Source organism: Bacillus sp. EKM420B (genome assembly GCF_011065565.1).
Taxonomy (GTDB): Bacteria; Bacillota; Bacilli; order Bacillales; family Bacillaceae; genus Bacillus; species Bacillus velezensis.
In genome coordinates, this window is the sequence record NZ_JAAMNX010000005.1 from 226,842 (window position 1) to 241,111 (window position 14,270).

General features: G+C 48.2%; 10 protein-coding genes and 1 riboswitch. Of the genes, 2 read left to right on the forward strand and 8 right to left on the reverse strand.

Translation table 11 applies throughout. The features are described 5' to 3' along the window. Nucleotides 1–110: 110 nt before the first annotated feature. The 8 genes from G9F48_RS16215 to G9F48_RS16250 form a co-directional block, all read right to left on the reverse strand. Nucleotides 111–893 carry a hypothetical protein gene (locus G9F48_RS16215; RefSeq protein WP_014304542.1) on the reverse strand — a complete coding sequence of 261 codons (783 nt, stop codon included), beginning with the start codon at nt 891–893 and terminating at the stop codon, nt 111–113. A 197-nt stretch (nt 894–1,090) separates the two neighbouring features. Next, on the reverse strand, nt 1,091–2,413 hold the full coding sequence (locus tag G9F48_RS16220; protein WP_003155780.1) for an NCS2 family permease: 1,323 nt from the start codon (nt 2,411–2,413) through the stop codon (nt 1,091–1,093). 133 nt (nt 2,414–2,546) lie between these two features. Next, nucleotides 2,547–2,648, reverse strand: a riboswitch (purine riboswitch). Nucleotides 2,649–2,771: 123 nt separating this feature from the next. Continuing rightward, nucleotides 2,772–4,214, reverse strand: a complete 1,443-nt coding sequence (locus G9F48_RS16225) for a DUF4179 domain-containing protein (RefSeq protein WP_103527100.1) — start codon at nt 4,212–4,214, stop codon at nt 2,772–2,774. Continuing rightward, nucleotides 4,196–4,729, reverse strand: coding sequence for a sigma-70 family RNA polymerase sigma factor (locus G9F48_RS16230; RefSeq protein ID WP_021495186.1), 534 nt, complete (start codon nt 4,727–4,729; stop codon nt 4,196–4,198). Before G9F48_RS16230 ends, G9F48_RS16225 begins: the two co-directional genes overlap by 19 nt. A 103-nt stretch (nt 4,730–4,832) precedes the next feature. After that, entirely contained in the window at nt 4,833–6,374 is a 1,542-nt protein-coding gene (guaA, locus tag G9F48_RS16235; protein WP_007408887.1) for a glutamine-hydrolyzing GMP synthase, read from the reverse strand. 163 nt (nt 6,375–6,537) lie between these two features. Beyond that, nucleotides 6,538–8,745 carry a DUF4129 domain-containing transglutaminase family protein gene (locus G9F48_RS16240; protein ID WP_165409792.1) on the reverse strand — a complete coding sequence of 736 codons (2,208 nt, stop codon included), beginning with the start codon at nt 8,743–8,745 and terminating at the stop codon, nt 6,538–6,540. 18 nt (nt 8,746–8,763) lie between these two features. Beyond that, nucleotides 8,764–9,933 (reverse strand): DUF58 domain-containing protein, encoded by a 1,170-nt coding sequence (locus G9F48_RS16245; RefSeq protein WP_165409793.1) that lies wholly within the window; start codon nt 9,931–9,933, stop codon nt 8,764–8,766. Continuing rightward, nucleotides 9,933–10,895, reverse strand: a complete 963-nt coding sequence (locus G9F48_RS16250; protein ID WP_015416959.1) for an AAA family ATPase — start codon at nt 10,893–10,895, stop codon at nt 9,933–9,935. Before G9F48_RS16250 ends, G9F48_RS16245 begins: the two co-directional genes overlap by 1 nt. 338 nt (nt 10,896–11,233) lie before the next feature. Here G9F48_RS16250 and gabP point away from each other — a divergent pair, with 338 nt between their 5' ends. Then, complete coding sequence (gene gabP / locus G9F48_RS16255) at nt 11,234–12,619, forward strand: GABA permease (protein WP_012116987.1); 1,386 nt, start codon at nt 11,234–11,236, stop codon at nt 12,617–12,619. 108 nt (nt 12,620–12,727) lie between these two features. Then, a complete protein-coding gene (gene cotA / locus G9F48_RS16260) occupies nt 12,728–14,266 on the forward strand; it encodes an outer spore coat copper-dependent laccase CotA (RefSeq protein ID WP_165409794.1) in 1,539 nt (512 codons plus the stop codon). Nucleotides 14,267–14,270 lie beyond the last annotated feature (4 nt).

Consider the following 14,270-nt stretch of genomic DNA (forward strand, 5'->3'; position numbering starts at 1 on the left):
AGTAGTGCCGCTTTCGAATTGCTGTTGCTCTCATCATATCTCGGCCGGGTCCTCAAAACAACACGCTTCATTAGAAAAATTTGTAAACATTGTGAAAGACAAATTTCGACTTATAAAGGAATCAGCGAAGCAGTAAAGTACTCGGAAATGAGCGGCCATGTCACAGCCGTAAAAACGAGCATGATGATGACCGCCGCGGAAATACAGTACATCACGTCAGCCGCAGGCTTTTCAGCCGATTTGTATAGAATCTGCACAAACTGCACCATCGCCGAGGCGGCCAGAAACAAGGTCAGCGCCGTAAACACCACGGTGATGACCGGCAGATTCAATATCGCGAAAATCATCCACACGATAGAGCAGGCGACAGCCGGAACCAAAAGCGATCCGACCCCCGCGGCCGCATCCCGCATCGTAATTTTCTGCTTCATCATATAACGTGATACAAGCCAGACCGCTCCCGCCGCAGCGGCAAAAAAGACGAGCGTATACACGAGAACGACGGTAAAGCCGTCAAAAAACGTATGATGCCGCTCCCCGTATCCGAGAGGCCTTTGCTGGCTTGCCCTCAGCTGAAACCAATTTCCGATTGAGAAAAAGATACTGAATACAAGCATTGAAATAAGAGCATATTTAAAGCGGGAAAAGCCGTCTTCCCCAACGACCTTCACCGGTGATGTCAAAATGCGCAGCGCGAAACGGCAATAACGTTTGACCGCGGCCCATGCAGAAGCGAGTTTTTCCGTAAAAGCCGGAGCCGGGCGCCGTTCCTTTTCTTTTTTCTTTTGCTTTTGATAACGTCCCGCATTTCTGGACATTCTCGACAGCGGTTCTTCATCAGTTCCCTGATGCTGTTTTTCTTCTTCCAACGTTTCTTTTCTTTCTTCCGTCATGTCAGCAACTCCTATCAAAAAAATACGGCGGAATTTGTTTAGCAAGAAAATAAAACACTTATATAAGGTACCGAAGCGGCCTTAAACAGTCAAGCGGTTTTCTTCACCCGGACACCCACATGACGTTTTATAGTATGTATTGGTTTTACGGAATAGGACAAAAACAAAAAACCGGCTGTCCTCAGCCGGTTTTTCCGTTATTTCAAGAAGATGAAATACAGAATAAAGATGACGAACAGCCCGTACATAATCGGGTGAACGCTTTTTCCTTTTCCTTTGCAGATCATTGTAATCGGGTAGAAAATAAAACCGATCGCAATCCCCGTCGCAATACTGTACGTCAGCGGCATCATAATCATCGTTAAAAATGCCGGAACAGCCACCTCGAATTTATCCCAGGCGATCTTACCGAGCGGCGCCACCATCAGCGCGCCGACAATAATTAAAGCCGGAGCCGTCACATTCGTGGTAACAACTGACAGAAGCGGCGAGAAAAACATCGCCAGCAAAAAGAGAATGCCCGTCACAACAGCCGCGAAGCCGGAGCGCGCCCCCGCCGCAACGCCTGAGCTGGATTCAACATAAGAAGTCGTTGTAGACGTACCGAGCACGGCTCCGATAACGATTGATGTTGAATCTGCCAGAAGCGCTCTTCCCGCGCGCGGAAGTTTGTTTTCCTTCATCAGTCCGGCCTGTGTCGCTACAGCTACCAGCGTACCGGCCGTATCGAAAAATCCGACGAACAGGAAAGTTAAAATGACAATCAGCATTTGTACGGAGAAGATATCCGGAAGGTGCATCCACGCCTGTCCGAAAGTCGGCGCAAGACTCGGCACGCTGCCGACAATGTGTGTCGGAACCGGAATCAGCCCGCAGATCATACCGGCAACCGCCGTCAGAAGCATTCCGATAAACACGCCGCCGTTTACGCGAAGCACCATCAGAATGACCGTCACAATAACACCGAAAACCGTCAGCAGCACAGGGCCGCTGTGAATATTGCCGATAGACACCAAAGTCGATGAGTTCGCTTCAATAATGCCCGAACCCTGCAAACCGACAAATGTGATAAACAAACCGATACCCGCGCCGACCGCCAATTTCAGCTCAGGCGGAATCGCATTAATGATTTTTTCCCGCAATCCCGTCAGTGAAAGCGCCACGAAGATAATTCCGGAAATCAAGACGCCGGAAAGCGCAGCCTGCCATGAAATCCCCATGCCGAGTACGACAGAGAAAGCAAAAAACGCATTTAATCCCATACCCGGCGCAATCGCGATCGGATACTTTGCAATGAGCCCCATTAAAATACAGCCGGCCGCAGATGCCAAGGCTGTAGCGGTGAACACCGCGCCCTGATCAATTTTCAATGCTTCGGGAAATCCTTTCACACCGTTTAAAGACAATGTCAGCGGATTGACGAACAGAATGTACGCCATTGACAAAAAGGTCGTTAAACCGCCGATGATTTCATTACGATAGCTTGTCCCCAGCTCATCAAACTGAAAAAATTGCTTCAAGCCAATTGCCTCCTTCATTCTCTCCCATTTATTCTGCCCGTTATCCGCCAAATAAAAAACGCCCCAAATAACATTTTGGGACGCTTGACTACATACGTTCAGTCTGAATAAATAAGAATGGATTATTTATATCAAACGATTGAGATTGATCCGTAGTCAAGCCATTTACGGTAGCTTGGTAGAAACTTGCGGGCCATATCCCCGCCATTATACGATATCTGCATATTTGATTTCTGAGTCTATTGTATCAATTCAATTTTGAAAACTCAATAAAAAAAACGAACAATCCCGTTAAAAAAATTTGGTTTATTCGTTAATTGACCAAAAATGGAAGACGGCAAAAGCCGCCTTCCCGGCATCATTTTCCGTCCGCAGGCCGAACCGGCACCGCGAATGTAATCCCCTTGTCATCCGCCAGCAAGTTCATAACCGTTTGATTGACGTACAAAGCATATGAATCGAATGAGAAACCGCGCAATGAATAATCTTTATTTGATGAATCATCCAATTCAAAAACGGATTCCATTTCACCCGTTTTAAGATTCGTGACTTTCGCCTTATTCCCTTTCAGATAATAGCCTTTTTCATACTCATTAAGCGATGGCCAAGTTTTCATTTTTTTCGTATTGCCGAGACCGATTGATTCACCGACATTCATCAGCTGATCTTTATCCGCTTTGCTGTAATTAATTCCTGTGAATTGATAATCGACGATCACCCGTCTGTCTTGCTGTTTGATCTTTTTGATGGTGATGCCGACATGATGATGTTTCGTTTTATAACTGACGGGCAGTTTTGTTTTCAGAGGCACGATTTCTCCCGGCTCTGATTCTGTTTTTATATCGCCCGTTATGAAAAGTGTTTTCGCTTTCGGGTCTATCGGTTTGCTGAATTGAGTTTGGCCGCGTATTCTTTTCCCACCGCCGGGAAGATTCTTCCTGCCGCCAAGTTCAATATTCGACATCGTCATTTCATAATGGTTTCCAGCATCATCCGTTGCTTCGTAAATCGAGATGGCATCATTTTTGGCTGCATCATAGAAGTCGATAGAATACAGTAGGGCCGATCCCATCGTTCCGTTTTCCGCCCGGATATCGAAAAAGCGGTATAATCCGTGATTTACATTCACAGCTTTCGTTCCTTCAAGAGAAACGGACTTTTGTTTTTTAATAGGGAGTGTAAAGCGCCAGTTTCCGGGGATATCCTTGATTTGTGTAATGACAAGCGGAAGCTTATCACCGTCTTTCAGCTTTGAGCCGTCCATGAACAGGCGAAGCTGCCCCGCGTACCGCCCGTCTTTCATTTTTTTCATATCACTGCTGTCATAATCCTCTGCTAACATATTCCGTGGATCTTTATAATCGACTTGAAAAGAGATGCTCTCCTCATCTGATTTCAAATTATCAACGATAAAGTTATAAACGAGCTGTCCGCTGTCGTAATACACACTTTTCACTGTCACCGTGATTCCGCGTGATTCCGCTTTTTCGTTCAGTTTTGTCACCAAATTGCTTTTAAACAGCGCAGAACCTGCCTTATCCTGAAACAGACTGTAAATTTGTCCGGCAACAGGAATGTTTCCCATAGCCGTGTTAACGGAGGGCATGAACAAGCCTGAGGACAGATACAGAATAAACAAAGCAGCAGCAACCGCGAGGCCGTTTATCACTTTTCGTCCCCATCTCCGTCTGACGGCGCCTTCTTTTCCGGCACGGACAGCAGCGCTGTGTATCACATTTTTCAACTCAGCTTTCGGCACGTCAATGTCCTGATACAATTGCTTCATTTGATGCTTTTCCATATGTGTTTATCCTCCTTTTCCAGTTCCTGCTTCAATGCTTTTCTCGCCCTGTGGAGATGCGTTTTTACAGTGCCTTCCGCCATACCGGTCTGTTCAGCGATCATAGCAATCGAGAAATCTTGAAAATAATAAAGCTGAATGGTCAGCTGTATATGTTCGTCAAGCGTTTCAAGGGCATTCCGAAGATCTATGTATTCTTCAATGTTCTTATTCTCCGCGCGCGTATCATGCTGCGGCTCAAACGGAATGACGTCTCCGTGCTTTTTCCTCATCGCAAAAATCGTATGAAGCAGAATCCGGATCAGCCACGTTTTAAAATATTTCGGCTCCTTCAGCTGCGCGATATGAAGAAAAGCCTTGTAAGCCGTTTCCTGCACTGCGTCCAGCGTATCTTCTTTGTGATGCAAATAGAGATAAGCTGTTTTATATAAAGTATCCTGGTGTGCTGTGATCAGTTTTTCAAAGGCTGCGGCATCGCCTTTTTTCGCCTTTTTGATCAATCGTTCTTCCTTCACCTTATCCACCTCCTATGCTGTTAGATATAAATCGGGGCAAAACGGTTTCAAAAAGATAAAAAAAAACGCCTCTTTTTTAAAAAGAGACGTTTTTTATCTTCATTTATTCCCACTCAATCGTTGCAGGCGGCTTGCTCGTAATGTCATACACGACGCGGTTGATGTGTTTCACTTCGTTGACGATCCGTGTAGAAATCACTTCAAGCACATCCCAAGGGATACGCGCCCAGTCAGATGTCATGCCGTCAATTGATGTTACGGCACGGATACCGATTGTGTAATCATACGTTCTCGCATCTCCCATGACGCCGACGCTGCGGATGTCAGGAAGAACCGTGAAGTACTGCCAGATGTCGCGCTCAAGGCCGTGATTCGCCACTTCTTCACGCAGAATCGCGTCTGATTCACGAACGATTTCAAGTTTTTCTTCCGTTACTTCGCCGAGTACGCGGATGCCAAGTCCAGGGCCCGGGAACGGCTGACGCCATACGATATCATCCGGAAGGCCGAGCTCTGTGCCAAGCGCGCGCACTTCGTCTTTGAAAAGGGTGTTCAGCGGCTCGATCAGTTCAAACTGCATATCTTCAGGAAGTCCGCCGACATTGTGATGCGACTTGATCGTTTGCGCCGTTGCAGTACCGCTCTCGATAATATCCGTATAAAGCGTTCCTTGCGCAAGATAATCGATGCCTTTCAGCTTGTCCGCTTCATCATCAAATACGTAAATGAATTCGTTGCCGATGATTTTGCGTTTTTGCTCTGGATCAGAAACACCTTTCAGCTTGTTTAAGAATCTGTCTTTCGCATCAACTTTAATGACATTCATATTAAAGCCTTCGCTGAACGTTTTCATGACGCCTTCCGCTTCGCCTTTACGGAGAAGGCCGTGATCTACGAAAATACAAGTCAGCTGGTCGCCGATCGCTTTATGAATTAAAGCAGCCACAACAGAGGAATCAACACCGCCGCTTAGCGCGCAAAGAACCTGCTTGTCTCCGACTGTTTCACGGATTTTTTGCATTTCGATTTCGATAAAGTTTTCCATTGACCATTTGCCTTCACAATCGCAAACGCCGAATACAAAGTTTTTCAGAAGATCATTGCCGTATTCAGAGTGGCGCACTTCCGGGTGGAACTGAACGCCGTACCAATTCTTGTCCGCTTTGCTCATCGCTGAATTCGGGCAGTGATGGCTTGTTGCGTCAACAGTGAAGCCCTCTGGAACTTCTACAACCAAATCGCCGTGACTCATCCAGACAACTTGTTCTTCCGGAAGATCTTTGAACAAGTCAGGAGTTCCTTGAATCTGAATGTTGGCTTTTCCGTATTCGCGCTGGCTTGCCGCCTCGACTTTTCCTCCGAGGTAATGAGTCATCAGCTGCATGCCGTAGCAGATGCCTAATACAGGAATATCGAGTTCAAAGATTTTTTCGTCACAGCGGAAAGATCCTTCATCATATACACTGTTCGGTCCGCCTGAAAGGATAATTCCTTTTGGATTCATTTCTTTGATTTCCTCAGCTGTCAACGTATGGGGGTGCAGCTCGCTATATACGCCAAATTCACGGATCCGGCGGGTAATCAGCTGGTTATACTGACTGCCGAAATCAAGAACAAGAATCATTTCATTCACTAACTTCGTCATGGTTGTCACCTAATCTCCTCTAAGTTTTTGACACAGAAAAAACGGAGGACAAACGTTCAGCCCTCTGTCGCGCAAGACTTGTCCGGAAGCCCGGCTTTTTAACGCTCCCGGGCTCCCATTTAACATTCATTTATTCTAACAACAGGACGATATGCGGTCAAGACTATCTTGTTTTAATTATATTTTCCCACAACTGTCCCGATTCATTCCAAAGCTCCGCGGCATTATCCCTGCGGTATAAGGCCCGCTCATAGCGCAGCGTCAGCTCGGACATGTCGTTTGTATGGTGCGCCTCGTCAATCCTCGCGGCAAAATCGCGGAGTGTTTCTCCGTCTCCCCTGCTGAATCCTTTTCGTTTCAGCTGGCGGAGCAGCGCGGCATATGCGTCGAAAAAGACGTCTTCATCCGTTCGCCGCTTCAATCTGGCTGCTGTAACGTGCGGAATCCAGCGCGCCCGGAGCAGCCAGGCGAGTGCCGCCGCGGCTGAAATCACGATGACGATGGCTGCATACGGCCACAGGTGTGCCGCGGTTTTGTTGCGGATCACAGGCTGCGGTGCCGCGCTGTGATCCCGCTTTTTCGGCGTTTCTTCTTTTTCCGGCTTTGTTTCCTGACGCTGCTTGTCAGACGGTGAATCCGAATTCCCCGCTGAGCCTCCGCTGTCTTTTGCTGCGGTATGATTTTGCTCTGACGTAAACTCCGTCGGATTGGTGAAGCCTTTTGTCGGCTCAAACGTCACCCAGCCCTGATCGGGAAAATACACTTCTACCCACGAATGGGCGTTGTTGTTTGTGACTTCATAAATGTGGCCGTTATGGTCGCCTGCCCCTTTATATTCGCCGGATGTATAGCCCTTCACCCAACGGGCGGGAATTCCCGCAGAGCGGAGCAGCACGGCCATTGCCGATGAAAAGTTATCACAATATCCTCTTTTCGTTTCAAACAGAAATTGATCGACATAATCCTGATTGTGCTCCGGAACCGCGACATCCTGTGTATTATACGAAAATGCGGAAGATCCGAGATAATCCTCGATCGCCTTCGCTTTATCGAACATATTATGATGATTCCGCGTCAGTCTGTCCGCAAGCTGTCTCACTCTTTTCGGAAGGCTGTCGGGGACTTGTAAATACCGGTCATTGAATTGATTCTGCTCACGGTATCGTTTCACTTTCACTTTTCTGAGATCATTCAGCTTAAAGACGGGCGCCTGAAAAGTCACCGTGTACCGTCCCATATTGCGGATGTTGCCCACTTGTTCACTGACCGGCGTAATTTGCTCGGTGTTTCCGTTCATTTCAAGCTGAATCGAGTGCTTCGGTTTAATATTGGAGACGCCGATCGGATACATGACGTGATTATAGAGATAATTCTCATCAATGGACACCTGTGCCGTATACCGTCTCGTCTGCACACTCCGGTCAAACCATATATCTTCCACGTTGCCGCCGTTCAGTTTATAGGACATGCCTTGATCGGTCTCCACCCAGCCTTTCCCCGTGTATGTATCCTTCGTTTCCACCCGGAAGTACGCCCGTTCTTTTCCCTTCCATGTAAAAACCGGCGTATCATCCTCCTGAAAAGGGCCGCCCAATGTTTCATCATGATTGCCGTAGCCGATTTTGCTTTCGGCGGCGGGCACTTCTTTGTGGTTTGTTATTTTTTTTAGAAACGGCACGGGATCCGGCCAGTTCGGGTCTGATTTCGGAGCCGCCAGACCGAACACGACGGAAGCGCAGATAAACAGCATCAGCGGCAGAAACCATTTGAGTATCAATCTTTTTTTAAATGCTATATGTTCCGTAAGCCGGATGCGCTCCATATACAAAAGCCCCATCATTAAAAAGCCGATAAAGACGATCCGGATGACGGCGTATGCGGCATCATAAGGAGTAAACGTATCAAGCACGGTGATATACGCCACCGTCATGATAAAAAAGAATAAGATTTTCCGCTGATAGATCACCCAGTAATGCAGCAAATACACGAGCAGCCATAAAAGCACAAAAAACAGCAACGTGCGGAATGACGGATTCATATCATTCCATCTTCCGGTCCCGATGTGGCGGGCATTTTGCATCACGTCCCGCAAAAAAGAAACGAGCCATTCCGGCTGAAAAATAGAACCTTTATAAAACAGGATGTGAATACTGATCAACGTAAACAGAATGCAGGACGGCACGGTGACGTACCACCTCATCCGGAAGAATGACAGCAGAAATGCCAAACCGATAAAAACGATGAAAAAACCGGTATGTTTTGTATCCGTAAAATTGTGCAGCGGCCTGAGCCATTCCCATAACAATAAAAAAGCGAGAAAATAAAACAGCAGCAGACTCAGCCTGCTTCCCTGGTTCTCGTCATGCGGCATGGCGCGCCACCTCTCTTTCTAAACAACATGGGACACCCGTTTGTCCCTGATCATTTGCACCTTAATATTTTTCTGAGCGAAGATGAGAGCGAGTTTCCGTTCTTTCTCCGAAAGCGCGGCATTCGTTTCTTTCGCCAAAAACACCGTCATGTCAGCACGGCCGGGCTCAGCCTGTTTGAGAAGGTCTTCTGTAAGACTGCCCGTCACGACGGCAATGGAAGCTTCACCCAGTTCTTTCCCTAAACGCCCGCCTGCATCGGCTTCTTCCGATTCTGAAGCTGATGCCAGGTAACGCAGCATCTTTCTGAAATGCCGGTCTCCCTCCCGGACGGGAAATACAGTCCGGTCGCTCCCCAATGAAATAAATCCTGCGGGAGAGCCCTTCACAAGCGCCGTGTAAAGCAGGGATGCCGAAGCTGACACCGCGGCTTCAAACGAAGGGGACGGCCTGCAGTCCAAAAGGAGAATCATATTCATACTCTGCAGCGGGTCAAATTCCTTCGTCATCAGCTCATTTCGCCGCGCCGATGTTTTCCAGTCAAGTGCGGAAAACCGGTCGCCCGGCTGATAATTTCTGACGCTCGCGGCCATTGCTGTGCGGTGTACCTGAAACGGAGCGCCGGCACCCGCACCCTCTTCTCCTGATGCAGCCTGCGGCTTATAGTGAACAGGCCCGTACGCCGGGAAAACCAGAACCGTATCCGTTACGGAAAACGACGCCGTCTTGTCCAAAAGCCCGAGAACATCTCCCGTCCGCACTCTGATCGTATGTAAATGATGCTCTCCGCGCGGCACCTGCGGCAGCTCATATTGTAACATCAGCTTCCTTTGAAACCACGGAAACACAAGCTGTTTCGCACTGCGCCTCTCACCAAGCGTTTCCGGCATCACATCTTCAATGACCATATATGTCAGCGGAAACGGCAGGCGCCTCGTCAGCCTGATGGTGACAGACAGCCTGTCGCCTGAGGTTAACTGGGCGGAGGACACGTCACGCGTCACCTGAAACGCCCGCAGCGGGTACACAGCGATCAGCCCGGCGTAAACGGTAAACGGCAAAAACGCATAAAATAAAAACCAGCTCACAAATCCGCCCTGAAACATGGCATAAGAAAAGACAGCCGCCGTCAGTACGGCCAACATAAGCAGCTTCCAGCCATATAGAAGCCAATGCATCTTCTTTCTCATTAGCGGACCGACATCCTTTGAACGGGAACTTTTTCCGTTTGCATGATGTCTTCTATAACCGCTTCCGCCGTCACATCGTTAAATTTCGCCTCGGCGGTCAAGATCATTCTGTGCGGCAGCGTATACGGAGCCAAATACTGGACGTCATCAGGAATGACGTAATCGCGGTCATGAAGCAGCGCGTACGCCTGCGCGGCTTTCATTAATGAAATTGAACCGCGCGGGCTGACGCCCAGATGTACGGACGGATGCCGGCGGGTATGCTGAGTGATGCCGACGATATACGCTTTAATTCCATCATCCACCCGCACCTGCTCCAGTTTTTGCTGAAGGCTGATAAACTGTTCTTTAGAAATGACGGGCTCGATTGTTTCAAGCGGATTGCGCCCTTCCTGCAAAGACAGAACCCGAAGCTCCTCCTCGGCAGTCGGGTAGCCCATGCGCAGCTTAAATAAAAACCGGTCAAGCTGGGCTTCGGGAAGCGGATACGTTCCTTCATATTCAACCGGGTTTTGTGTGGCCATGACGAAAAACGGCTCAGCCAGCCGCATTGTCTTTCCGTCAATCGTGACATTCCCTTCCTCCATCGCCTCAAGCAGGGAAGACTGCGTTTTCGGAGAGGTTCTGTTAATTTCATCAGCCAGCACGATATTCCCCATGATCGGTCCCGGGCGGTATTCAAATTCCATTGTTTTCGTATTATAAATAGAGACACCCGTCACATCTGACGGCAGAAGATCCGGCGTGAACTGAATCCTCTTAAAGTCAGCTCCGATCAGCTTGGCCAAAGCCCGGACCATCATCGTTTTTCCGACTCCCGGCACGTCTTCCAGCAGCACATGCCCTTTTGCGAGAATGGCGGCCAGACTGAGTATGGCGATATCCCGTTTTCCTATGATGATGTTTTCAATATGCTCAACGGCTTTCTCCAGCAGCGGATGCAGCTCTTCTTTATAAGCCATTCTTCTCCTCCTAGTCATCTCTCAAATTTCAATTATCGTAACCTAACTTTACCACAAAATATAAACAGTATAAAAAAACGTTTCCAGCGAATTGTTTCCAGTCCGAAAAAGGAAAAAAGCTCTCTCTTTAGAAAGGAAGCTTTATTTCAGCTGGAGAGGCTCCATATGAACGTGTGAATGGTCAAAGGCATGTTCCTCTTTCATCCCGGCACCTTCTGCTGTACGGATGAGAAAAAAATGTCATATTTTCTTACATCATTTTCAACTGTCTATAGCATTTATGATAGAATAATACTTGTCGGAATATTCAGCATAAACAAACCAAAAGGAGGCAAAGAATGAATCAGCCTAACTCTTTATCTAAGGGATTAAAAACCCGGCATATGACCATGATTTCAATTGCCGGCGTGATCGGCGCCGGATTATTTGTCGGAAGCGGATCCGTCATTCATTCCACCGGACCCGGAGCGATTGTCTCCTACGCTTTAGCAGGATTATTAGTGATTTTTATTATGAGAATGCTGGGGGAAATGTCCTCCGTCAACCCGACAAGCGGTTCGTTTTCACAGTACGCGCATGACGCCATCGGTCCTTGGGCCGGTTTTACGATCGGATGGCTGTATTGGTTTTTCTGGGTCATCGTCATTGCCATTGAAGCCATTGCAGGCGCCGGAATCATACAGTACTGGTTCCCGGGCATTCCGTTATGGCTGACGAGTCTGCTTCTGACCGTGCTGTTAACACTGACGAATATTTATTCAGTTAAATCGTTCGGCGAATTTGAATACTGGCTTTCCTTAGTAAAGGTAGCGACGATCGTTGTCTTCTTAATCGCAGGATTTGCGTTCATTTTCGGAATCGTTCCCGGCAGCAAGCCGGTCGGGCTGGAAAATCTGGCGGGCAGCGGCGGATTTTTCCCTAAAGGTCCAAGTTCCGTTCTGCTCGGCATCGTCGTTGTCATTTTTTCTTTCATGGGATCTGAAATCGTCGCAATCGCAGCGGGAGAAACGTCAAATCCGGTCGAATCCGTCACAAAGGCGACCCGCTCAGTCGTTTGGCGGATCATTATTTTTTACGTCGGCTCCATTGCGGTTGTGGTCACACTGCTGCCGTGGGATTCAGCCAATATTTTGGAAAGCCCCTTCGTTGCCGTTTTGAGCCATATCGGGGTTCCCGCAGCCGCTCAAATCATGAATTTCATCGTCCTGACAGCCGTTCTGTCCTGCCTGAACTCCGGGCTTTATACGACGTCACGGATGCTGTATTCACTGGCAGAGCGAAATGAAGCGCCGCGGCGTTTTATGAAACTGAGTAAAAGAGGCGTACCGGTTCAAGCCATTATCGCCGGCACCTTTTTCTCCTACATTGCCGTTGTTATGAACTACTTTTCTCCCGACTCCGTATTTTTGTTCCTGGTCAATTCATCAGGGGCGATCGCACTGCTCGTCTATCTCGTCATCGCCGTCTCACATCTGAGAATGAGAAAGAAAATCGAACGGACAAACCCTGAATCTCTTAAAATCAAAATGTGGTTTTATCCGTACTTAACCTACCTGACGATCATCGCCATTTGCGCCATCTTGTTATCTATGCTGTTTATCAGTTCAATGCGGTCTGAATTTCTGCTGACAGGATTTATTACTCTGCTGGTACTTGCCTCATATGTATTCCGCAAAAAACAAAAACCGAAAGAGAGCGCTTCCGAAAGCCGGGTTGCGCAATAACCGCAGACACCCCCCTCAAAAAAGGGCGGGTGTTTTTTTAACCAACCTGTTCCAGGCAGCATTAACTGTAGTACAGGATTTCAATAAATGATAAGGACAGGATGAAAAATGGCACTAGAAAAATTTGCAGATGAACTGCCGATTATCGAAACACTCCAGCCGCAGAAGAAATCAGACGGCAGCACGTATTATGAAGTCACCATGAAGGAATGCTTTCACAAGCTGCACCGCGATCTCCCGCCGACCCGGCTTTGGGGGTATAACGGTTTGTTTCCCGGCCCGACGATCGACGTGAACAAAGATGAAAACGTCTATATTAAATGGATGAATGACCTGCCGGATAAGCATTTTCTGCCCGTGGATCATACCATTCACCATTCAGAAAGCGGCCATCAGGAACCCGATGTCAAAACCGTCGTCCATTTACACGGAGGAGCAACGCCGCCGGACAGCGACGGCTACCCGGAAGCCTGGTTCACAAAGGATTTTAAGGAAACGGGTCCTTATTTTGAGAAAGAGGTATACCATTATCCAAACAAACAGCGCGGGGCTCTGTTATGGTATCACGATCACGCCATGGCGATTACGAGGCTCAATGTGTACGCCGGGCTTGCCGGGATGTATATCATCCGCGAGCGAAAAGAAAAGCAGCTGAAGCTTCCCTCCGGAGAGTACGACGTACCGCTTATGATTTTGGACCGCACGTTAAATGACGACGGTTCCTTGTCTTATCCGAGCGGACCTGCTAACCCTTCCGAAACGCTGCCCGACCCTTCCATCGTCCCGTTTTTTTGCGGAAATACCATTCTCGTCAATGGTAAAGCGTGGCCGTATATGGAAGTTGAACCGCGGACATATCGTTTCCGCATCCTTAATGCTTCCAATACGAGAACATTTTCTCTCTCGCTCAATAACGGCGGGAAGTTTATCCAAATCGGTTCTGACGGCGGACTGCTTCCCCGCTCTGTCAAAACACAATCTATCAGCTTAGCCCCGGCCGAGCGGTATGATGTGCTCATCGATTTCTCCGCCTTTGACGGGGAACATATCATTTTAACGAACGGCACCGGCTGCGGGGGCGACGTCGATCCGGATACAGACGCCAATGTGATGCAATTCCGCGTCACAAAACCGCTGAAGGGAGAAGACACAAGCCGGAAGCCTAAATATCTTTCAACAATGCCTAATGTGACATCAAAAAGAATACACAATATCAGGACGCTTAAACTCACAAATACGCAAGACAAATACGGCCGGCCCGTTTTGACGCTGAATAACAAGCGATGGCATGATCCTGTGACAGAAGCGCCGAAGCTCGGCACAACGGAAATCTGGTCGATTATCAATCCGATGGGGGGAACCCATCCGATACACCTGCACCTTGTTTCCTTCCAAATCCTTGACCGGCGTCCTTTTGACTTAGAGCGTTATAACAAATTCGGCGACATTGTGTATACAGGCCCCGCCGTCCCGCCTCCTCCAAGTGAAAAAGGCTGGAAAGACACCGTGCAGGCGCACTCGGGGGAAGTCCTCAGAATCGCGGCGACTTTCGCTCCTTACAGCGGACGCTACGTATGGCACTGTCATATTTTAGAGCACGAAGATTACGACATGATGAGACCTATGGACGTCACGGATAAGCAGTAAACAA

Excerpts from the sequence above, each read along its gene's own strand:
- G9F48_RS16215 (WP_014304542.1), bottom strand. The coding sequence starts at position 893 with ATGACGGAAGAAAGAAAAGAAACGTTGGAAGAAGAAAAACAGCATCAG.
- G9F48_RS16225 (WP_103527100.1), bottom strand. The coding sequence starts at position 4,214 with ATGGAAAAGCATCAAATGAAGCAATTGTATCAGGACATTGACGTGCCG.
- guaA (WP_007408887.1), bottom strand. The coding sequence starts at position 6,374 with ATGACGAAGTTAGTGAATGAAATGATTCTTGTTCTTGATTTCGGCAGT.
- G9F48_RS16240 (WP_165409792.1), bottom strand. The coding sequence starts at position 8,745 with ATGCCGCATGACGAGAACCAGGGAAGCAGGCTGAGTCTGCTGCTGTTT.
- G9F48_RS16245 (WP_165409793.1), bottom strand. The coding sequence starts at position 9,933 with ATGAGAAAGAAGATGCATTGGCTTCTATATGGCTGGAAGCTGCTTATG.
- G9F48_RS16250 (WP_015416959.1), bottom strand. The coding sequence starts at position 10,895 with ATGGCTTATAAAGAAGAGCTGCATCCGCTGCTGGAGAAAGCCGTTGAG.
- gabP (WP_012116987.1), top strand. The coding sequence starts at position 11,234 with ATGAATCAGCCTAACTCTTTATCTAAGGGATTAAAAACCCGGCATATG.
- cotA (WP_165409794.1), top strand. The coding sequence starts at position 12,728 with ATGGCACTAGAAAAATTTGCAGATGAACTGCCGATTATCGAAACACTC.